The sequence below is a fragment of the Actinoallomurus liliacearum genome, assembly GCF_039542035.1.
Taxonomy (GTDB): Bacteria; Actinomycetota; Actinomycetes; order Streptosporangiales; family Streptosporangiaceae; genus Actinoallomurus; species Actinoallomurus liliacearum.
In genome coordinates this window covers 39,530-59,525 of record NZ_BAABHJ010000031.1, presented here as the reverse complement: position 1 = coordinate 59,525, position 19,996 = coordinate 39,530, and the positions used below count along the sequence as shown (strand labels likewise).

The window sequence follows — 19,996 nt, the reverse complement described above, 5'->3', positions numbered from 1 at the left end:
GTACCGCCGTCCGAAAAAACGGCCCGGCCCATGTGCGCCCCGATGACACCCACGGCCGCGTCGGCCAGGGTGAGGATGGGGTGGCCCGGGCGTTGTGCCGAGACTTTCCGTCGTTCCAGCGACCAAGAGTTGGGGCGCTGAGAAAAGGTCCGGCCCTGGACTCCCGTGGTGGGAGGCCAGGGCCGGTGATTCATGGCGTCGGCTTTTTGCCCATGGCGATGCCTTTCTGTCTGCTTTGTACTCCTGCCGTGGTGACTGTGCCGGTCTCGGCCGTTGTGACCAGGTATTCACCACTTGCGCGAGAGAGATCACCCGCATGCCGGATCTTGGTGAACGGTGCGCGCCCAGGCGGGTGCTCGAGACCGGCGCGCCGGGCTCAGGAGGGGCGGGAGAAGCGGCGGGCGGCCAGGAGGAGGCCTAGTAGGGCGGCGAGGGTGATGAGGGTCCATTCGGCCAGGACCGGGGGGTGCCAGTGGCCCCAGCTGAGCTGCTGGAACAGTGGGCCCTGCGGGCCCGGTAGGTAGGCCGCCACGGTGCGGCGCATGCCGTCGACCGCGTAGCTGAGTGGATTGATCAGCGCCAGCGCCGCCATCCAGGTGGGCATGGCGGCGAGCGGGAACATCGCGCCCGAGAGGAACGTCAGCGGGGCCATGAACACGGTCAACGCGGTCCCGAAGGTCTGCGGCCGGCCGATCAGGGTGGCCGCCAGCACACCGAAGGCCGTCATGGCGAGCGCGGTCAGGACGAGTTCGACCAGGAGCAGCGCGTACAGGCCGGGGTCGAAGGGGACGCCGATCGGGGTGGCGGCGGTGAGAAGCAGCGCGGCCTGGCAGGTGGCCGCGGTGGTGCCGCCCAGGCACTTGCCGATCAGCAGTGTGCCGCGCCGGACCGGGCTGACGAGCATCTCGCGGAGGAAGCCGTTCTGGCGGTCCCACAGCACCGAGGAGCCGACGGAGACGGCCGGCCCCTGGGCCGCCATGAGCAGGATCCCGGAGAACAGGAAGAGCTGGTAGGCGGGCCCGCCGCCGGCCGTGGGGAGGAGACCGGCGACACCGGCGCCGAAGACGAACAGGAACAGCAGCGGCTGCAACAGCGAGATGGCGGTTCCGGTGCGGTCGCGGGCGAAGTGCAGGATCTCGCGCCGCCACACCATGCGCAGCGCGCGCAGTTCGGCGCGCAGGCCCCGGGGGACGGGCCCGGCCGGTGCCGGGCCGGTGGGCGGACCGGTCACGGGTTCGGGGCCGGGGGAGGGGGCGTCGGGTTCCGCCGGGACGCCGTCGCGGATCCGGTGCCCGGTGTGGTGGAGGAACACGTCGTCGAGGCTCGGCGGGACGACCTTCGCCTCATGGACGAAGACGTCGAGTTCGGTGAAGATCCGTCGCAGGACCCGCGTGCTGTCGGTGACCCGTACCGACAGCCCGTACGGGCCGGTGGTCACGTCCAGGCCGAGGCGTTCGCGCAGCAGGCGGGCGGCGGCCGCGTCGTCGGCGGTGCGCAGGTCGATCCGGTCGGCTCCGAGGACCGACTTCAGCTCGTCGGGAACCCCCTCGGCGACGATGCGTCCGTCGTCGATGATCGCGATGCGGTCGCACTGGTCGGCCTCGTCCAGGTAGTGCGTGGTCAGGAACAGCGTGACCCGCTCGCTCCGGCAGACCTGCCGGAGGTGCCGCCAGACCCGGGCGCGCGCCTGCGGGTCCAGGCCGATGGTGGGCTCGTCCAGGAAGAGGACCTGGGGGCGGTGCAGCAGCGCCCGGGCGATCTCCAGGCGCCGCCGCATGCCGCCGGAGTAGGTGCGCACCAGCCGGTCGCGGTGGCCGGTCAGCCCGACGAGGGCCAGGGTCTCGTCGATGCGCGCGTGCACCTCGGCGACGGGAACGTCGTACAGGTCGGCGTGGAAGCGCAGGTTCTCCGCGGCGGTGAGGTCGCCGTCCAGCGTGGTCTCCTGGAAGACCATGCCGAGGCTGCGCCGCGCCCCGGCGGGATCGGTGCGCGTGTCGTGGCCGGCGATCTCGACCCGGCCGGACGTGGGCGCGGCCAGCGTGCAGAGCATCGCGATCGTCGTCGTCTTGCCCGCGCCGTTGGGGCCGAGGAAGCCGAAGCTCTCGCCCGGAGCCACGGTCAGGTCGATTCCGTCGACCGCAGTGACGTCGGCGTACCGCTTGCGCAGGTCGGTCGCCCTGATCGAGGGGACGACGGGCGCGGTTCCGGCGGACGCAGGCGCGGGACTCGGTCGCAGGCTCACGACGGCTCCGGCAGGCACTCGGCCCAGTGGTCCGGCACGACGAACCCGAAGCTCCATCGGTGGCGCTCGGTCGGGTTGACGATGCAGTGCCACAGCAGCCGGTCCGGGTCCTGCTCGATCTTGAAGAACCGCACCATCCGGGGGCGTTCGCGAAGGGTGACCAGGTCGCCGGTGGCGGGGTTCTGGTAGCGGAAGAAGGAGGTGCGCTCCGGGGCGGCGAAGTCGCCGTCGAAGTCGACGATGTACATGCGCCAGCCCGGTTGGTCCTCGTTGGTGTGCCAGAGCCGGTAGGCGGACGGCGGGTACCACATGCTGCCCGAGAAGCGAACCTCGGCGTGGAACACGTCCTCCAGCGCGGCGATCGCGCGCGTCTTGGCGGCCAGGTAGGCGTCGTATCCCTGGTGCGCGACGTGGTCGTCGAGGTTGATCAAGTGGAAGTCGCGCCTGACATCGCCGGGGGGCGCGGCGGCGACGCGGTCACGCCAGGCCTGGTACTCGGGGCCGGATGGCGCCAACGCGGTCGAGTGCAGATCCTCCTCACGAAACGCGTCGTGGAAACGGGCCAGGTCGACCGTGGACGGTTGAACCTTCAGCCGCGGAAGCTCGTCGATGATCGCGCCGAAGCCGGGCAGGTCGTTCATGTCGTACTCGTAGTGATAGACCGCGCCTGCCGGTGCCTTCGGGCGGTCCCCGGCCGGTGGGGCGTCCATCGGCTCCGGCACGTCCCTGGCACCGGCCTCGGCGGATGCCGTCATGAGGTCGCGGACGGTGAAGTCGTAGCCGCCGGTACGGGCGAGCCGGATCACCTCCTCGACCCCGGTCAAAGCCTTCATCTGCTGCCGGACCTCCGGGTCCTCCTCGGCCAGGCGCAGGAACCGGGTGCAGGACTCAACGGTCATCGTGTCTCACTCCTTCGATGGGCGGGGCGGGGCCGGCGGGTCGAGGAGCAGGACCGACGGGGTGCTCTCGGGCCGGGCCAGACGCAGGAAGTGCATGCCGAAGCCCGCCAGGCCCAGCATCAAGCCCGGAAAGAATCCCGACTCCGGTCCCGGCCGGGCGTCCTCCAGGTTCCGCCACTGGGCCTGGGCCTGGACGTTGGCCTCCATCCGGAACGCGGGCTCTTCGGCGAGCTCGGCGAACCGCAGGAACAACTCGGCGTTGCCCGAACGGCCGTGACACAGCGAGTCGTTCTGCAGGCGCGGGAAGCCGCGCATCGTGGCCGTGAGCGCTTGACGCGCCTCGTTGAGCATGGCGTCGTCGTCCTTGCCGAGCAGGGCCCAGCTGTGGATCCGGGTCATGCCGATGCCGGCGGCGCCGTTGCACCAGGCGTTGGCGTAGTGGCGCCCGTTGCGGAGCCGGCCGCCCGGGATGCGCCGCAGGTCGTACCAGTCCTGCTCGTCATGGTCGAAATGGCGGGCCTCGTAGGCGAAGGCGCGCCGGCCGGCGTCGACGTATCCGGAACGGTCGTCGCGGCACCCCAGCATGATCAGTGCCCAGCCGATGCCGCCGGCGCCATGCGAGAGGCCGGTCAGGTCGGCCGCCACGGTGTGCGGGTCCGGACTGGGCCACGAGAGGGTGTCGCCGTCGGTCCGCGCATGGCGCAGCAGGTGCGCGGCGCATCGGTGCGCCTGCTCCAGGCCGTGGCCGCCGGTGGCGTCCGCGAGCCCGAGGAACACGGGGATGAGCCCGGCCACGCCGTGGAAGACGTCGAGGTGGCGGTCCTGCTCGATCAGGTCGGCGGTCTCGTCGGCGAGGCGGACGGCACGGTCGAGCAACGCGCGGTCGCCCCACAGGCGGTGCAGATGGGTGAGGAGGTAGACCAGTCCACCGAGCCCGGCGAAGGCCCCGATGCGGCTGCGGTCGCGGGTGTCGAGCGCGTGGGCGAGGGCGCGTTCGGCGGCGCGGCGAAACTCCGGCCGCGGATCCGCCTCGTGGAGGTGGGCGAGGAAGAACGCGACGCCCGCCGACCCGAGGTACAGGTCGCCCTCGATGTCGACCTCGGCCTTGCCGTCGCCGGTGATGACGTACGACGTCCACGGCGCACCGTCCGGCCCGCGCAGCATCTGGCACAGCCGCAGCCCGACGGCGCTCGCCTGCTCGACGCAGGTGGCCGCGAAGTCCGGGCTCGTGACGTCGCCGCCGGACAGGCCCGCGGCGATGTACTGGTCCTGCTGGGCGCGGTTTCGCACGGAGAGCCGCCGGATCCGCGCGGCGGCGTGGTCCAGCGGCGTCGCCTCGACCGTGGCCGCGACCTCGTCGCGGTGGTCGTGGACGAGCCGGTCGCCGGCCGCGTCGACCGTGAACATGGGCACGTCCAGCCGCCACATCGACGCCAGCTCCCAGGGCGGCAGCACGCCCTCGCCGTCCCAGTTGCGGGGGAACGTGCGCACCGTGTTGACGAGCAGGTCCACCTCCAGCGGTTCGATCAGGCACTTGGGGTGGCGCGCGGCCGCGAGCAGTTGCGCGTAGACCTGCGTGCTCCAGTTGATGAAGCGCACCCGGGTGTCGGCGAAAAGCCCGGTCACGTACTCGACCGCCGGCTCGGGCCGCTCCTGGAACCACCGGTAGACGCGGTGGAACCCGGTCCTGATCGCGTCGATGAAGTCCTCGGCCCGGGCGAGCTCGTCGCCGACGAAGACGCGGTTGGGCGCTCCCGGCTCGACCAGCACGCCCGCGCGGTGTGTCACGGCCGCGCCGAAGGACATCCGGTGCTCGTTGACCCGGGGGACCGGCATCGGCATCCGGTAGGCGTCGCCCCCCGAGTAGCCGCTGAGCCTCATGCCCGTGTCGGCCGCCGTCGCAGGTGCGGGCGCGGGCCATTCGATCAGCCCGGTCCTGAACACCGAGTCCATGAGCGTGCCGGACGGCCGCGGTTGCCCCCTGGGCGGCGCGCCGAGCACGGTCTCGCAGTCGCAGATGAACGCGTGGCCGTCGGCGACCAGGACGTTCTCGAAGTGCAGGTCGCCCCCGCCGAGGATGTAGAAGATGGCGAGATAGCCGCCGAGCTCGGCGTACACGTGCCCGGCCTGCTCGCGCGTCTCGACCCGGTTGCGTCCGGACGGGATCAGCGCCTCGTAGCCGTACCCGTCCCTGGGCAGCACCGGCCGCGGGGCGAAGTCGAGGACGTCGTCGTCGCGCAGCCGGACCAGCAGCTCCTGCAGCGCGGCCTCGCCACGGACACAGCGTGGCTTGTAGACGAACGACGCGTCGGTGCCGTCCGCCAGCGTGACATCGACGATCGCCACGCTGCGGGCACCGGCGTGCATGTCGGATCGGCCCAGGCGCACGGAGCGCACTCCGGCGATCGGCGCACCGAAGAACGCCGCGGCGATGACGTCGGCGTCGGCGCGCAGCCGGGCGATCATCTCGCGGCCGTGGCCGGCGAGCAGCTCGGTGACGTGCGCCAGCCATCGTCCGAGGACCGGGAAGTCGAGGTAGAAGCGGTGGTAGGACGCGGCATCGGAGAACGTTTTGTCGAGGTAGGCCAGGTAGTCCTCACGGGTCGTCCGCGCCGGGTCGATGCCGTGCAGCGCGCAGTGCGCCTTGGAATCGGCCTCCACCGCCCAGGCCAGCGCCAGCTCGAAGCGGCCGAGCAGGTGGGCCTGGAAGTCGTCGATCACCTGGGCGTCGATGCGGAGGGCCGTTCGGCCGGCGTCCTCCGCGAGGGCTTCGCCCAGCCGCCGGCCCAGCTCGGTCAGGAACGGCTCGCAGGCGATGGCGAGCCGGCCGTAGTAGGCGTCGAGTTCGCGCCAGCTCGCCTCGGCGGTCCGCTCACCGGACCGGTCCAGCCCTTCCAGGGCGGCCTGGTACGTCGGCAGCCATTCGGCCTGCAGGTCCGTGAGGATCCGGCCGAGGGCGTCGTCGGGGCCGGTGAGCGTCAGCTCGTGCCGCCGGTACTCGGTCAGGATGTCGGTCAGCGAGCGCCGGGTGTGCCGCGCCGGCCCCGGCCGCCGCGCGCGCTCCTCATGGAACCGCCCGGCCAGCCGGTCCGCCAGTCGGCCGATCCGCCACCGGTCGAACTCCGTCAGCGGTGGCGCGTCCTCGGCCGGCCGCAGCGCGGAGACGACCTGAGCCTGTTCGGAGAGGTTCGCGGCACGGGCCGCGAGGTCCAAGGGGAAGAGTGGGGTCACGGCGGGGTTCCTCGCTCCGGCGGTCTGCGCGGGCCGGTGGGCCGGTGGGCCGACCGCGTCGGCCCACCGGTTGGTTCTCGCTCGGCGGTCGGCTACTTGGTGCCGCCGTCGCAGACGATCGTGAACGGACCCGCGCTGCAGCTGCTCGCGCAGGCGTACACCTCGGTGGCGGCCACGCCCTCGGTCCAGAAGTCGAGGGTCTCCTCGTCCAGCGGCTCGACGGAGGCGGGAACGGTGCCCGCGGAGACCCCGAACGCCTCGGGAGCCGCCAGCATCTCGGCGCGGACCTCCGCGTCCGCCGCCGCGTGACGCAGTACGCTGCTCGGTGACATCGCCTTTCTCCTTTTCTGTCGTGAACCCTGCCGTGCTATTCGACCAGTTCGGTCGCCAGTCGTATGCCGAGCTGCCGTTCGGCATTCTTGATCTCGGCTATCGCGGCGTCCATGTTCGGCTTGTCGTTCTGCCAGGCGATCATCTCCTCTTCCTCAGCGGATATTCCATCCCGAATCCAGAGGGATTCGAGCCATTCCTTGGTGGTCTGGGGGTGCAGGTCCGTCACTGGGGTCATCCGCGCCAGCAGCGGCTCCTCGTGGAGCGAGAGCGCGAGCCGGAGCACCTCCTGCAGCCTGCCGTCGGGCGGTAGCAGCGCGCACAGCAGCATGAGGTGCTGGATCTGACGGACCGTATCGATCGCCCGATGCTTGGTCAGATCGCTCGGGGGCTTCGGTCCGGTGCCCTTGAGTCCCATGCGGCATGTCCTCCTCGGGCGATCGATGATCGCTTTGTGTAATTGCATCGTCACGCAGAGTTAAACAAGATGGATGCTATTGATGTGCCAGTGGGAAGTCAAGACCCCGTGGAATGTCCTATAGAGGGTGATTTGACAGGAGATGAAGGTCGAGGGCTTGCCAGTCGAATTCATCAATGCTGGAATCTGCTCACACACGGAAGTGCGGAGGGTGCGAACGGTCCGTGAAGTCTCATTTTTCGGCATTCATCGTGGAGGAGGTGGAATGGCGACTTCCGCGACTCCCGCGACTCCTGTCACCGTCGATCTTCTGGATCCCGAACTGCTACGGGACCCGTTTCACGGCTATTCGCGGCTGCGCGAGCAGTCGCCGATGGCGCAGGTCGTGCACGGCGACCGAGGCTCGGCCCTCTGGATCGTCACGCGGCACGCGGACGTCCGGCTGGTGCTGAGCGACCGCAGGTTCGTCAACAACCCGCGCAACGTGCCCGGCATGGAGCTCGAGGACGCCCGCGCGGAGATCTTCCGGACCATGGGGATCGACGACGAGTACGCGCCGTACCTGCTCCGGAGCGTGCTGGACGTCGACGGCGGCGACCATCTCAGGCTCCGCAGGCTCGTCTCCCGCACGTTCACGGCGCGCCGGGTCGCGACGCTGCTGCCCCGGGTCAGGGAGATCACCGGCAGGCTGCTCGACCGCCTTCCCGACCGGGCGTCCCCGCAGGACGGCGTGGTGGACCTCCTCGAGCACTTCGCCTATCCGCTGCCGATCACGGTCATCTGCGAGCTGGTCGGCATCCCCGAGGAGGACCGCGAGCAGTGGCTGCGGTGGAGCAGCGCCCTGATGCGATCGCACGAGACCGGGAACTTCACCGCGGCGATCCGCGGCATCGTGGAGCACATCGAGGAGCTCGTCGCCCGCCGCCGGGCCGAGCCGGCCGACGATCTGCTGACCGCGCTGATCGGCGTCCACGACGAGGACGGCGCCGTGCTCAGCGAGTTCGAGCTGGTCACCATGGTGCTGACCATCGTGCTGGCCGGGCACGAGACCACCGCGCACCTGATCGGCAACGGCATGGTGGCGCTGCTGACCCACCGCGACCAGCTCGAACTGCTGCGCGCCGACACGACCGTGCTGCTGCCGCGCGCCGTGCACGAGCTGATGCGCTGGTGCGGGCCGGTGCAGGCCGCCCGGTTCAGGTACGCCGCCGAGGACGTCGAGATCGGCGGCAGGAGGCTGCGGAAGGGGTCACCGGTGATGGCCAGCCTCGTCTCCGCCAACTTCGACCCGCGTCGCTTCGCCGACCCGCACCGGCTCGACATCACCCGCCAGCCGGACGGCCGTCAGGAGACCCACCTCGGATTCGGCCACGGCCTGCACTACTGCCTCGGCGCCGCCCTGGCCCGCCAGGAGGCCGAGGTCGCCTTCGCCGGCCTCCTCGGCCGCTACCCCGACCTGTCCCTCGCCGTCCCCCCGGAGAACCTGGACCGCATCCCCATGCCCGGCGCCTGGCGGCTGGCCGCCCTCCCCGTACGGCTCAGCCCCACCGCCTGACCCTGTGTCCACCCCGCCGTTCGCGGGACTCAGCGCGTGTTCGGTGCGGCGAGGCGGTAGAGGATCTCGCCGGCGTCCGGGACGACCAGGAGGTCCGGGTCCGGGTCCGCGATCCACCGGGCGACGTCGACGGTGGCGGGGTCGCGGTAGCCGAGGCCGTGGGCGGCGCAGACCTCCTCGGGGATGCCGGTGGCGAGCGTCACGTTGATCCGCGGCCGCTCCACCCCCGCCTCGAAGGTGCCCTGACCGCGCAGGTGCGTGCTGTGCGCCAGGACGCCGAGCGGCCGGTCGCGGAACCGGTCCCACTGGGCGAGGAAGTAGTCGCGCGTGTGGTAGCCGATCTCGGCGAGGACCGCGCCGTGGGTGACGCTGAACCGGTCGATGTGCGGGGCGTAGACGATCACTTCACCGCCGTCGGCGATCACGGGCTCGACCTTGTACATCCCCTTGGCGGCCGTCCACATGTCGGCGTACCGGCGCGGCATGACCGACAGCACCGTCTTGTACGGCCGGTCGACGTACCGGACGTGCACGCGGGCGGACAGGTCGGCGGCCGCGGCCCAGGCGTCCTCGGGCGTCCCCGCGTAGAGGCCGGCCAGGTCGGTCCCGCCCGGCCGTACGACCATGGCCAGGCACAGCTTCGGCGTCGGGATCATCGTGGCCGCGTGGTCGATGATCGCCCGTACGGGGGTGATGCCGCGGGTGCCGATGATGTCGTGGCTGGTGATCAGGGCGCCGAGCCAGTGCGAGAGATCGATCACCTCCGGGCCGGCGACGCCCGGGAAGAAGTACTTGTTGCCCCCGGAGAACCCGACGACCTCGTGCGGGAACACCGGGCCGCAGACGATCACGAGGTCCGCGTCGACGACGAGACGGTTGATCCGTACGGCGACGCCACTGTCGAGCCGTCCGCCGCTCAGCTCGCGGACCTGTTCGGCCGTGATCGTGCCGAGGGCCGCGTACGTCGCCGGATCGGACCAGGCGTGGTTGAGGACGGTCATCGCCGGGAGCAGACGGTCCCGGCCGATCCCGGTGGCGCCGACGAGGGCGTCGAGGGCGGCGTCGTCCATGGGCTGGTGGGTGCCGAGCGCGACCAGGACGTCGATGCGGGCCGCGCGGCCGGCGAGCGCGTCGTGCAGCAGGCGGAGCATCAGGGGCATCGGCGCCGAACGGGTGCCGTCCGGGATGATGACGGCGACGTGCCGGCCGTCCAGATCCTGGCCGGCCAGCATGTCCTGAACGGTCCGGCGGATCTCCTCCTCGGTGAGCGTGCGCTGCGGCCCGCCCGTTCCCTGTACCACGATCGGATCTTCCTTCCCTCGGTCGCCACCGCCTCCCCGGAAGACCATCTCACCATCGAATCCCTGATGAGAGAACGGGGTTGCGTCCCACGGAACGCGCGGTTCCCACGACGGGTTCTTCTGAGAATCCTCTGAGGAGCACCGGCCTAGCCTCCTGCGCGTCGGACGAGTCGACCGCAGCGAGGCGACGATGCAGGACAGGCCAGACGACGGGCTCTTCCCACGGGCTCTGCTGGACGCGCTGGCGAGCGCGCCGGAGACGCCGGCGTTCGAGCACGGGGACCGTACGGTCTCGCGGGGCGCGCTGCTGGAGACGATCCGGCGGGTGGCGGGCGCGTTGCGGGCCGCGGGCCTCGGCCCCGGTCAGGGCGTCGCGTTGGTGACGTCGGTCTCGCCGGAGGCGTTCGCCGCGCGGGTCGCCGCGTACACGCTGGGCTGCCGGGTCGTCGGCGTACGGCCGGGGTACACGGCCGGGCAGCTCGCCGCGATGCTGGATGCCGACCTCGCGGCGATCGTGGTCGACGGACCGTCCGTGACGCCGGAGCTGATCGCGGAGGCCGGGGCGGTACCGCTGCTGTCGCTGGGGGAGAGCCCGGCGGGGGAGGATCTGCTCGCCCGAGCGGCCGACGGGCCGCTGACCGTCCGGGGGCGACCCGGCGACGTCGCCCGGCTGACCTACACGAGCGGCAGCACCGGGCGGCCCAAGGGGTGCGCGCAGACCTACCAGGCCCTCACCGCGCACTGGGCGCACCGGCCCGCAGCCTGGACGCCGGAGCTCGTCCGGATGGCGCACGACTTCGAGCGCTGCCTGGTGTTCGGCACGCTGGCCAGTCCGGTGGTCATGGACTGGGCCACGTTGTCCCTGATAGGCGGGGGGACCTGCGTGATCCCGGATCCGGGCGACAGGCGCCCGCTGTTCCCCTACGCCCTCGAGCGCCATCGGATCACCGGGACGATCATGACCGTGCCCCGGCTCTACCAGCTGCTCGACGTCCTGCGCGAGGAGGCCGCCGACCTGGGGAGTCTGCGAGCGGTCATGGTGTCCGGGTCGCCGGTGAACCCGCGGCGGCTCGCGGAGGCCGTCGAGCGTCTCGGCCCGGTGGTGTACCAGGGGTACGGGCAGAGCGAGGCGGGTCTGATCTCGGTGCTGACGCCCGACCTGATCGCCGCGGGTCCCGCCGCCGTCCTGGCCTCGGTGGGCCGGCCGCTGCCGTTCGTCGACATCGAGGTACGGGACGAGAGCGGGCGCCCGGTCGGGATGGGGGAGACCGGTGAGATCTGGCTGCGCAGCCCGTACATGATGAGCGGGTACTGGGGCGATCCGGCACAGACCGCCGAAACGCTGCGGGACGGCCTGCTGCGCACCCGCGATCTCGGCCGGCTGGACGAGCGGGGCCTGCTCCACCTCGTCGGGCGCAGCCGCGACGTGATCATCGTCAACGCCGAGGTCTGCTACGCCGGTCCGATCGAGTCGGTCCTGGCGGACCATCCGGACGTCGACCAGGCGTACGTCGTCGGCACCCCGGACGAGCGGACCGGCGAGGCGATCCACGCGTTCGTGGTGCCGGCCGAGGGCCGGACCCCGGACCTCGGCGCGCTGGCCCGGGCGGTGCGGGAGCGGCTCGGCGCCGCGAGCGTGCCCGAGACGATCACGGTGATCTCCGAGGCACCGGTCGCCGCCAGCGGAAAGTTCGACAAGCGGGCGCTGCGCTCCGGACTCGAGGACCGCGGGAAGCGGTGACCACGGATCGTCGTTGCGGTGGTCGCCGTACGGATCGGTTCCTCGTGACGAGGATGGTAACGGACCGTGATCATGGTCTGTCGGATCGTGCATGTCCCCGCACCCGGCGCAGGTAGAAGCAGGTACCCGAAGGGGGAGTTCCCCCGTATCGCCGTCGGCCGGGCAGAGGGACGATCGGTCGTGGTTCCTCCGAACGAGTACACCGAGGCGCAGAAATGACAAAAATCCCCCTCTGCGGCCGGGCTGAGGAGTCGGGCCGTTCGATACCCGTCGGTGGTGTCGTGTGACCTCCTACGACGACCTCCCCGCCGGATTCGCAGACATCGTCGCCCCCAGCCGACAGGCCAGGGCCCTCGCGCGCGCCCTGAGTTTCGGATGGCGGCCCATGGTCGACCGCCTGAGCGGACGCTTCGTATCCCTCACGGTGCTCCGCATGGCCATCGAACACGGCACCCGCCTGCTACGACCGGATCCCGGAGTACGGGTCGAGGCCCTGGCCCGAGCGGCGGGCGCGCCGGTCTCCGGCGAGTGGGTCCGGCCGCCCGAGCCCGCCAAGGGCGCGATCCTGTACCTGCACGGCGGCGGGTACGCGTTCTGCTCGCCGCGCACCCACCGGACGCTCACGAGCCGGCTCGCCGCCGACACGGGGTTGCCGGTCCTGGCGCCGAGCTACCGCCTGGCCCCCGAACATCCGTTCCCCGCCGCGCTCGAGGACGCCCTGGCGGCCTACCGGTGGCTGCTCACCGACCTGCCGCCGTCCCGGATCGTGATCGCGGGCGACTCCTCCGGAGGCCACCTGGCCGCCGCCATGGTCGGCGAGGCGCTCCGTTCCGGACTGCCGGCGCCGGGCGGCGTCGTGCTGTTCTCGCCCTGGGTCGACCTGAGCTGCGAGCTGTCGGTGCTCAGCGACCGGGAGTACCGCGATCCGTTCATCAGCCCCGCGCTGGCGCGGCACTTCGGCCGGCTGTACGTCGGCGATCACAACGACTGGTCCGACCCGCGGCTGTCGCTGCTGGACTGTGACGGCCTCGAGCTGCCGCCCTTCCTCATCCAGGTGGCGAAGCAGGAGGTCCTGCGCGGGGAGGCCGAACGGCTCGCCGAGGCCCTCACCAGCTCCGGGAACAGATGCGAGCTGCAGGTCTGGCCAGGGCAGATCCACGTGTTCCAGCTGTTCAACCGGCTGTTCCCCGAAGCGCGGGCGGCCGTACGGGAGGCGGCCGACTTCATCCACACCGCCGTCGGCATCGACGCCGCCGACGAGGCGGCCTGATCGCCGAGCACGTCCGACACCCGTCGGCCGGTCCGACCGACCGATCCCGGTCACGAGGAGCCGAGGGCCTCCCCCGGGCGGGACGCCCGGCCGGCGGCGTGCTCGGCCGCGCCGAAGCGGGCCACCGCGACGGCGCCGGCGACGGCGAGCACGAAGCCCACCAGTGCGGCCCAGGTGTAGCCGGGGCGTGAGGCGTCGCCGAGCCAGACCACACCGAGCAGGCCGGGGACGACCGTCTCGCCCACGACGAGGGCTGCGGTCGCCCCGTTGACAGAGCCGATCTGCAGCGCGACCGTGTGCAGGTACATGCCTCCGACGCCGCCGACCGTCAGGGCGTACAGGGCGGGGTCGGCCAGCAGCGCGTCCGGGTCGAGCGGTCGCACGCCGTTCAGCACGCGCACGCCCACGCCCACTGCGCCGAAACCCAGTCCGGACAGCAGCCCGGCCAGGATCGCGGCCTTGGCGCCCACCAGCCGTACGACGAGGAATCCGGCGCCGATGAGCAGCACGGAGATCGCCAGGAGCCACCAGTGGGTCGAGATCGAGGTGTCGCCGGTGCCCTCGTGCCCGGCCGCCCCGGCCAGCAGGACGAGAGCACTGCACACGACCGCGATGGACAGCCACTCGAGCCGGTTCAGCCGGACGCCCAGCAGCTTGATTCCCAACAGGGCGGTGATCACCAGGTTCGCACTGATCACGGTTTGCGACAGGAACAGGGGGAGTAGCCGCGCGGCCAGCGCGCCGAGCCCGAAACCGGCCGCGTCCAGGACCGCCCCCAGGAGGAACTCCCACGTGACGGCGGCCTTGGCGGTGGAGGAGAGGCTGGGGCCGCCGTGCGCGGTCGTGGCCGTCGTGGCCCCCGCCGCGATCTCCCGGCGGGCGGACCTGCGCGCCCCCACCGCCTGCAGGACCGATCCGGTGCCGTAACAGGCGGATGCGGCGACGGCGGTCAGGAGGCCGATGACCATGCACTGCTCCGATCGTGCACCGCCGGGTCGGGGATCCCGGCGCCGTGGGCGGGGGTGCGGGGCGACGGAAGTGAGATCACCACCCTCGATAGTCCTGACGCCCGGCGAGGGGTGCGAAGTTCCGGGCACGGGCCGCCGCTCAGGTTTGGGCCGGGACGCACGGGGCATCTCGCGGCCGATCCAGGAGGTGGCTCATGACCGCGCACAGCGCGCACCTACGGGCGGCCGGACGCCGCGCGTCCAACAGCACGCCGTTTCAGCTTCTCGCCCGGAGCGGCCTCGCCGCCCGCGGCCTCAATTACCTTCTGGTCGGCTACCTCGCGATCAAGGTCGCCTTCGGCAAGGGCGGCCACGCGGACCGGCAGGGCGCGCTGGAGACGGTCGCCAAGACCACCGGCGGCAGCCTGATCCTGTGGCTGGTGGCGCTCGGTTTCGCGGGCCTGGCCCTGTGGCGGTACAGCGAGGCCCTCCTCGGCCAGTCCGGGCCGGACGGGCACAAGGCCACCAAGCGCCTGGCCTCCCTGGCGCGCGGGGTGTTCTACACGGGTGTGTGCGCCACCACGGTGGCGTTCATCATCGGCGCCGGCGGGCGGAGCTCCAGCGACAAGAAGTCCAAGGACTACACGGCGAAGGCGATGCACGAGATCCCGGCCGGGCGCTGGCTCGTCCTGCTCGTCGGGATCGGTTTCATCGCCGGCGGCATCGGCATCGCGGTCGGCGCCCTGCGGCGCAACTTCGAGAAGCAGCTCAAGACCGAGCAGATGAGCGCACGGGTCCGTAGGGTCGTCGAGGCACTGGGGATGGTCGGCCGTTCCACCCGGGCGCTCGTGTTCGCGGCGGCCGGGGTCTTTCTCGCCTACGCCGCGATCACCTTCGATCCCGGCAAGGCCAAGGGCGTCGACGGAACACTGCGCGAGTTCGCCTCCACCTCGGTGGGGCCGTGGCTGCTGGTCCTGGTCGCGTTCGGCCTCGTCGTCTTCGGCCTCTACTCCTTCTGCGAGGCCCGCTGGCGCCGGGTGTAGCGCCTCGCGGCGGGCGTCGTCGCCGGTACGGCCAGGTCGTCCGGCGGCGTCGCCCGTACGGGCATCTCGTCCGGCGCCGTGGCCCGTACGGGCGTCTCGTCCGGTGCCGTCGCCGGTACGGCCGCGTCGTCGGGCGGCGTCGCCCGTTCGGGCGCCTCGCCCGGCTCTGGTTCCCGGCTGCCGGTCACCTCACGGGCGAGCACCTGGACGGCGTGGGTGAGCAGGGCGACGCTGACTTCCAACCGGTGGATGCGTTCCTCCAGAAGGGCGATCGACGGCTCCGACAGCCCGGAGGCGATCTGCCGCGGCATCGGCTCTCCTCTCCCGTCCCGTGCGTCCACGCCCGATACCTCCGATCAGCTCGGCGGTATCGCGCTGCCCTCCGGGTGCCGTCCGGGCAGTACCGGCTCGATGCGGTAGAGCGCAGGGGTGGTGATGTGCCCGGCTTGGGCGGGCCGGCGCGCGCCGGCGGCCAGCGCGATCAGGTCCCGTGCCGTGAACAGGCCGGACAGCCGCCCGTCGTCGTCGAGGACCGGGACCACATCGGTCCCGGCGGCCAGCATCGCCCGCGCGGCCGTGGCGACGGAGTCCTGCGGGCGGACGTGCGTCGGCGAACGGTGACCGACGAGGGCCCCCACCGGCTTGCGCATCCGGTCGGGGCCACCGCTGTCCCAGGCGGCGGCCAGCGTCTCGGCGTCCAGAACTCCGACGAAGCCCCCCTCATCGCTCAGGACGGGTACGTGGTGGTAGCCGCCCTGCCGCATCAGCTCCCAGGTCAGCAGGGCGGACTCCGTCTCGGTGACGGCGAGCACGTCCGTCGACATGGCCTCGCCCACCGGCTGTTCTTCCAGTGTCCCGGTCATGGTCTCGCCTCCACCATCATCGGATGAAACCGTCGTCCGCTGACGACGTCACTCCGGATACGGATGAAGTGGTCGTGCCGTCCGGGGATCCACGAATCAAGCGGCAACCGGGACAACCCGGAGCGCTCCCCGGAGTCGTACACCGCCCGCGCCTGCCCGACGACGGTGACGGACCAGCCCGCCCGGTCGCCGGCGTCGAAGGCGTCCACCTCGAACGCGACGATCGCACCGCACGTCGCCGCGGCCAGCTTCGAACCGGACGCGGTCGCGATGATCACGTCCTCGCCGTGCAGGACGAAGTTCACCGGCTGGATCGCGGGCAGGGCCCGGTCGGTGAAGACGATCCGGCCGACCTGGACGGATCCCATGAGGGCGAGGCACTCCTCCCGGCCGAGGACCTCCAGCCCGTTGACGTCGAGGCGCATATCTCGATGCTGTTCCGTCGGAGGTGTCACAGGGCAGAGGCGAACGTCCCATGTCCGATGGCCCTTCTCCGGCGGTGCGTCCGGTTCGGGACCTTCGTACTCGGCACGTGGCTCCGTTCCGCGGCGCGCGCCCGCGCGTCCGGGGACCTTCGTCCCTGCTGGCGTCCCGGCGGCCCGTGATCAGATGGAGATCTCGGGCCGCCGACCGGCTGCGCGACGCTTCGTGCGAGGCGCGCAGGGTGACTGGAGCGGCTCGACCCGTGCCCCTCTCGCTCGAGGAGATCGCGCCATGACCTTGGCGGACGACGAACTGCGCCGGATCGACGCGTACTGGCGGGCCGCGAACTACCTGTCGGTCGGACAGATCTACCTGCGCGCCAACCCGCTGCTGCGGGAGCCGCTGACCCGGGACCACATCAAGCCGCGGCTGCTGGGTCACTGGGGGACCTCACCCGGGCTGAACCTCTGCTACGTCCACCTCAACCGCGTCATCAAGGAACGCGACCTGAACATGATGTACGTCATGGGCCCCGGGCACGGCGGTCCGGCGGCGGTCGCGAACGCCTGGCTCGAGGGCACCTACAGCGAGGTGTACCCGCCGGTGTCGCGTGACGCCGCGGGGATGGCCCGGCTGTTCCGGCAGTTCTCCTTCCCCGGTGGCGTGCCCAGCCACGTCGCGCCCGAGACGCCCGGTTCGATCCACGAGGGCGGCGAGCTGGGGTACTCCCTCGCCCACGCGTACGGCGCGGCGTTCGACAACCCGGACCTGATCGTCGCCTGCATCGTCGGCGACGGCGAGGCGGAGACCGGGCCGCTGGCGGCGAGCTGGCACTCCACCAAGTTCCTCGACCCGGTGGCCGACGGCGCGGTGCTGCCGATCCTGCATCTGAACGGCTACAAAATCGCCAATCCGACCGTCCTCGCCCGCATCCCGGAATCCGAGCTGGTCTCCCTGCTGGAGGGGTACGGTCACCGGCCGATCATCGTCAGCGGCGACGAGCCCGCGGACGTGCACCGGCGGCTCGCGGACGCCCTGGACGACGCTCTGACGGACATCGCCCGCATCCAGGCGGCCGCGCGCGGCGGCGAATCGACGGAGCGCCCGCGCTGGCCCATGATCGTGCTGCGGACGCCGAAGGGCTGGACCGGCCCGCGCGAGGTCGACGGGGTGCCCGTCGAGGGCACGTGGCGGTCCCACCAGGTGCCGCTCGGCCGGGTGCGGGAGGATCCGGAGCACCTGGCCGCGCTGGAGGCGTGGCTGCGCTCGTACCGTCCGGAGGAGCTGTTCGACGAGGACGGCCGGCCGGTCCCCGAGCTGCGGGCGCTGCCGCCCGAGGGGAACCGGCGGATGAGCGCCAACCCGCACGCCAACGGCGGCCTGCTGCTGCGCGATCTGACCTTGCGCGACTTCCGCGAGTACGCGGTGCCGGTCGACAAGCCCGGGACGACCTTCAGCGAGGCGACCCGCGTGCTGGGGGGCTTCCTGCGCGACGTGATCGCCGACAACCCGGACGATTTCCGGATCATGGGGCCGGACGAGACCGCCTCGAACCGCCTGTCGGCCGTCTTCGACGAGACGGACCGGGTCTGGGAGGCCGAACGGCTGCCGACCGACGAGCACCTGGGCCCGCACGGCCGGGTGATGGAGGTGCTCAGCGAGCACCTGTGCCAGGGCTGGCTGGAGGGCTACCTGCTCACCGGGCGCCACGGGCTGTTCAACAGCTACGAGGCCTTCATCCACATCGTCGACTCGATGTTCAACCAGCACGCCAAGTGGCTGTACGTCACCCGCCGCCTGCCGTGGCGACGGCCGATCGCGTCGCTGAACTACCTGCTCAGCTCGCACGTCTGGCGGCAGGACCACAACGGCTTCACCCATCAGGACCCGGGATTCCTCGACGTCGTGGTGAACAAGAAGTCGGAGATCGTCCGGGTCTACCTGCCGCCGGACGCGAACACCCTGCTGTCCGTGGCCGACCACTGCCTCCACTCCCGCGACTACGTCAACGTCGTCGTCGCCGGCAAACAGCCCGCCCTCACGTATCTGCCGATGGAGGAGGCGGTCCTGCACTGCGCGCGCGGCATCGGCATCTGGGACTGGGCCGGCACCGACACCGGCGGCGACCCGGACGTCGTCCTGGCCTGCGCCGGCGACATCCCCACCCTCGAGACGCTCGCCGCCGCGGACCTGCTCCGCCAGTACTTCCCCGAACTCCGCGTCCGCGTGGTCAACGTCGTCGACCTGATGCGGCTGCAGCCCGACACCGAGCACCCCCACGGGCTGTCCGACGCGGAGTACGACGCGCTCTTCACTACCGACAAGCCGGTGATCTTCGCGTTCCACGGCTACCCGTACCTGATCCACCGCCTCGCCTACCGGCGGCACGGCCACGATCACCTGCACGTCCGCGGGTACAAGGAGGAGGGCACCACGACCACGCCGTTCGACATGGTGATGATGAACGACCTCGATCGCTTCCACCTCGTGATGGACGTCATCGACCGGCTCCCGCAGCTGGGCGGGCGGGCCGCGTACGTCCGTCAGCAGATGGTCGACCGCCGTCTCCAGGCCCGCGCGTACACGCGCGAGCACGGCGAGGACCACCCCGACGTGGCGAACTGGGTGTGGCCGCACGGCGGCGGGCTCTCATGAGGATCCTCGTGGTCAACGCCGGGTCGAGCAGCCTCAAGCTGAGCCTGCTCGACTCCGACGACACGGTGCTGGCCCGGCCGCGGAGCGTGGAGGAGATCCCGGACCTGCCCGCCCCCGACGCGATCGGGCACCGGATCGTCCACGGGGGCCGGGAGTTCACGGAGCCGGTGCTGATCGACGACGACGTCGAGCGGCGGCTGCGGGCGCTCGTCGACCTGGCCCCGCTGCACCAGCCGAAGTCGATCGACGGCATCGACGCCGTACGGGCGGTGCTGCCCGGCGTTCCGGAGGTGGCCTGCTTCGACACCGCCTTCCACGCCGGGCTGCCGCCCGCCGCCGCGACCTACGCCCTGCCCGCGGCGTGGCGGGAGAAGTACGGCCTGCGCCGTTACGGGTTCCACGGCCTGTCCCACGCGTACGCCGCGCGGCGGGCGGCGGAACTGGTCGGCGCCGACACGGCGGGGCTGCGCGTCGTCGTCTGCCACCTGGGCGCCGGGGCGTCGCTGTGCGCGGTGGCCGGAGGCCGGTCGGTGGACACCACGATGGGCTTCACGCCGCTCGAAGGGCTGGTCATGGCCACCCGGTCCGGCAGCGTCGACCCGGGGCTGCTGCTGTGGCTGCAGCAGCGCGCCGGCCTGACCGCCGACGATCTCGCCCAGTCGCTGGAGCACGAGTCGGGCCTGCTGGCCCTGGCCGGGACCGCCGACATGCGGCAGATCCTCGCCCGCGACGACCCCGACGCGACGCTCGCGCTGGAGATCTACCTGCACCGGCTGCGCGACCGGATCGCGGGGATGGCGGCGGCCATGGGCGGTCTCGACGCCCTGGTGTTCACCGGGGGCGTCGGCGAGCACGCGCCCGAGGTCAGGAAGGGCGCGGCGGACGGGCTGGCCTTCCTGGGCGTGCGGATCGACCCGGAGCGCAACGCCGCCGCCCGCGCCGACGCGGACATCGGAGCGCCGGGGGCGGCGGTCCGCTCGCTGGTCGTGACGGCGCGGGAGGACGTCGAGGTCGCGGCGGGGACTCGGGCGGTGCTGCGGACGGCGTCCGGCTGACGTGCTCTCCGGCGGTTCGGCCC

General features: G+C 71.8%; 16 protein-coding genes. 6 read left to right on the top strand and 10 right to left on the bottom strand.

Going from position 1 to position 19,996, the window contains the following annotated elements; genetic code table 11:
- Window positions 1-376 precede the first annotated feature (376 nt).
- The 5 genes from ABD978_RS34975 to ABD978_RS34955 form a co-directional block, all read right to left on the bottom strand.
- The gene (locus ABD978_RS34975) at window positions 377-2,242 is read right to left on the bottom strand and encodes an ATP-binding cassette domain-containing protein (RefSeq protein WP_345364284.1); all 1,866 of its coding nucleotides are present in this window, start codon (window positions 2,240-2,242) and stop codon (window positions 377-379) included.
- Window positions 2,239-3,141, bottom strand: a complete 903-nt coding sequence (locus ABD978_RS34970; RefSeq protein ID WP_345364282.1) for a Nif11-like leader peptide family natural product precursor — start codon at window positions 3,139-3,141, stop codon at window positions 2,239-2,241. The genes ABD978_RS34975 and ABD978_RS34970 overlap by 4 nt, the downstream gene beginning before the upstream one ends.
- A 6-nt stretch (window positions 3,142-3,147) precedes the next feature.
- On the bottom strand, window positions 3,148-6,372 hold the full coding sequence (locus ABD978_RS34965) for a type 2 lanthipeptide synthetase LanM family protein (protein ID WP_345364280.1): 3,225 nt from the start codon (window positions 6,370-6,372) through the stop codon (window positions 3,148-3,150).
- A 92-nt stretch (window positions 6,373-6,464) separates the two neighbouring features.
- A complete protein-coding gene (locus ABD978_RS34960; protein ID WP_345364278.1) occupies window positions 6,465-6,704 on the bottom strand; it encodes a cinnamycin family lantibiotic in 240 nt (79 codons plus the stop codon).
- Window positions 6,705-6,739: 35 nt separating this feature from the next.
- Window positions 6,740-7,120, bottom strand: a complete 381-nt coding sequence (locus ABD978_RS34955; RefSeq protein WP_345364276.1) for a DurN family substrate-assisted peptide maturase — start codon at window positions 7,118-7,120, stop codon at window positions 6,740-6,742.
- A 265-nt stretch (window positions 7,121-7,385) separates the two neighbouring features.
- On the opposite strand from ABD978_RS34955, the gene ABD978_RS34950 reads away from it, so the two are divergent.
- Window positions 7,386-8,675 carry a cytochrome P450 family protein gene (locus ABD978_RS34950; protein WP_345364274.1) on the top strand — a complete coding sequence of 430 codons (1,290 nt, stop codon included), beginning with the start codon at window positions 7,386-7,388 and terminating at the stop codon, window positions 8,673-8,675.
- A 29-nt stretch (window positions 8,676-8,704) separates the two neighbouring features.
- On the opposite strand, the gene ABD978_RS34945 is transcribed toward ABD978_RS34950, so the two are convergent.
- Window positions 8,705-9,976 carry a lactate racemase domain-containing protein gene (locus tag ABD978_RS34945; RefSeq protein ID WP_345364272.1) on the bottom strand — a complete coding sequence of 424 codons (1,272 nt, stop codon included), beginning with the start codon at window positions 9,974-9,976 and terminating at the stop codon, window positions 8,705-8,707.
- A 190-nt stretch (window positions 9,977-10,166) separates the two neighbouring features.
- On the opposite strand from ABD978_RS34945, the gene ABD978_RS34940 reads away from it, so the two are divergent.
- Together ABD978_RS34940 and ABD978_RS34935 are read left to right on the top strand one after the other, a co-directional pair.
- Window positions 10,167-11,717 (top strand): class I adenylate-forming enzyme family protein, encoded by a 1,551-nt coding sequence (locus ABD978_RS34940; RefSeq protein ID WP_345364270.1) that lies wholly within the window; start codon window positions 10,167-10,169, stop codon window positions 11,715-11,717.
- Between the two features lie 433 nt (window positions 11,718-12,150).
- Window positions 12,151-12,987: an alpha/beta hydrolase gene (locus ABD978_RS34935; protein WP_345364268.1), complete on the top strand. Its 837-nt coding sequence runs from the start codon at window positions 12,151-12,153 to the stop codon at window positions 12,985-12,987.
- A gap of 50 nt (window positions 12,988-13,037) precedes the next feature.
- Here ABD978_RS34935 and ABD978_RS34930 read toward each other — a convergent pair whose 3' ends face one another.
- Window positions 13,038-13,955 carry a DMT family protein gene (locus ABD978_RS34930; protein ID WP_345364266.1) on the bottom strand — a complete coding sequence of 306 codons (918 nt, stop codon included), beginning with the start codon at window positions 13,953-13,955 and terminating at the stop codon, window positions 13,038-13,040.
- Window positions 13,956-14,149: 194 nt separating this feature from the next.
- On the opposite strand from ABD978_RS34930, the gene ABD978_RS34925 reads away from it, so the two are divergent.
- Window positions 14,150-14,977: a DUF1206 domain-containing protein gene (locus tag ABD978_RS34925; protein WP_345364264.1), complete on the top strand. Its 828-nt coding sequence runs from the start codon at window positions 14,150-14,152 to the stop codon at window positions 14,975-14,977.
- On the opposite strand, the gene ABD978_RS34920 is transcribed toward ABD978_RS34925, so the two are convergent.
- The 3 genes from ABD978_RS34920 to ABD978_RS34910 are packed head-to-tail and all read right to left on the bottom strand — an operon-like array spanning window position 14,941 to window position 16,265.
- Window positions 14,941-15,288 carry a hypothetical protein gene (locus ABD978_RS34920; RefSeq protein ID WP_345364262.1) on the bottom strand — a complete coding sequence of 116 codons (348 nt, stop codon included), beginning with the start codon at window positions 15,286-15,288 and terminating at the stop codon, window positions 14,941-14,943. The two genes, ABD978_RS34925 and ABD978_RS34920, sit on opposite strands and share 37 nt — an antisense overlap.
- A 45-nt stretch (window positions 15,289-15,333) precedes the next feature.
- The gene (locus ABD978_RS34915; protein ID WP_345364260.1) at window positions 15,334-15,840 is read right to left on the bottom strand and encodes a CBS domain-containing protein; all 507 of its coding nucleotides are present in this window, start codon (window positions 15,838-15,840) and stop codon (window positions 15,334-15,336) included.
- Window positions 15,837-16,265, bottom strand: a complete 429-nt coding sequence (locus ABD978_RS34910) for a pyridoxamine 5'-phosphate oxidase family protein (protein ID WP_345364258.1) — start codon at window positions 16,263-16,265, stop codon at window positions 15,837-15,839. The genes ABD978_RS34915 and ABD978_RS34910 overlap by 4 nt, the downstream gene beginning before the upstream one ends.
- A 289-nt stretch (window positions 16,266-16,554) precedes the next feature.
- On the opposite strand from ABD978_RS34910, the gene ABD978_RS34905 reads away from it, so the two are divergent.
- Window positions 16,555-18,918 (top strand): phosphoketolase family protein, encoded by a 2,364-nt coding sequence (locus tag ABD978_RS34905; RefSeq protein ID WP_345364256.1) that lies wholly within the window; start codon window positions 16,555-16,557, stop codon window positions 18,916-18,918.
- Entirely contained in the window at window positions 18,915-19,973 is a 1,059-nt protein-coding gene (locus ABD978_RS34900; protein ID WP_345364254.1) for an acetate/propionate family kinase, read from the top strand. Before ABD978_RS34905 ends, ABD978_RS34900 begins: the two co-directional genes overlap by 4 nt.
- Window positions 19,974-19,996 lie beyond the last annotated feature (23 nt).

Bases quoted from the DNA above. Each gene is read 5' to 3' on its own strand.
- ABD978_RS34960 (WP_345364278.1), bottom strand. From the start codon at position 6,704: ATGTCACCGAGCAGCGTACTGCGTCACGCGGCGGCGGACGCGGAGGTC.
- ABD978_RS34925 (WP_345364264.1), top strand. From the start codon at position 14,150: ATGACCGCGCACAGCGCGCACCTACGGGCGGCCGGACGCCGCGCGTCC.
- ABD978_RS34915 (WP_345364260.1), bottom strand. From the start codon at position 15,840: ATGACCGGGACACTGGAAGAACAGCCGGTGGGCGAGGCCATGTCGACG.
- ABD978_RS34920 (WP_345364262.1), bottom strand. From the start codon at position 15,288: ATGCCGCGGCAGATCGCCTCCGGGCTGTCGGAGCCGTCGATCGCCCTT.
- ABD978_RS34930 (WP_345364266.1), bottom strand. From the start codon at position 13,955: ATGGTCATCGGCCTCCTGACCGCCGTCGCCGCATCCGCCTGTTACGGC.
- ABD978_RS34905 (WP_345364256.1), top strand. From the start codon at position 16,555: ATGACCTTGGCGGACGACGAACTGCGCCGGATCGACGCGTACTGGCGG.
- ABD978_RS34935 (WP_345364268.1), top strand. From the start codon at position 12,151: ATGGCCATCGAACACGGCACCCGCCTGCTACGACCGGATCCCGGAGTA.
- ABD978_RS34950 (WP_345364274.1), top strand. From the start codon at position 7,386: ATGGCGACTTCCGCGACTCCCGCGACTCCTGTCACCGTCGATCTTCTG.
- ABD978_RS34900 (WP_345364254.1), top strand. From the start codon at position 18,915: ATGAGGATCCTCGTGGTCAACGCCGGGTCGAGCAGCCTCAAGCTGAGC.
- ABD978_RS34910 (WP_345364258.1), bottom strand. From the start codon at position 16,265: ATGCGCCTCGACGTCAACGGGCTGGAGGTCCTCGGCCGGGAGGAGTGC.
- ABD978_RS34955 (WP_345364276.1), bottom strand. From the start codon at position 7,120: ATGGGACTCAAGGGCACCGGACCGAAGCCCCCGAGCGATCTGACCAAG.
- ABD978_RS34940 (WP_345364270.1), top strand. From the start codon at position 10,167: ATGCAGGACAGGCCAGACGACGGGCTCTTCCCACGGGCTCTGCTGGAC.
- ABD978_RS34970 (WP_345364282.1), bottom strand. From the start codon at position 3,141: ATGACCGTTGAGTCCTGCACCCGGTTCCTGCGCCTGGCCGAGGAGGAC.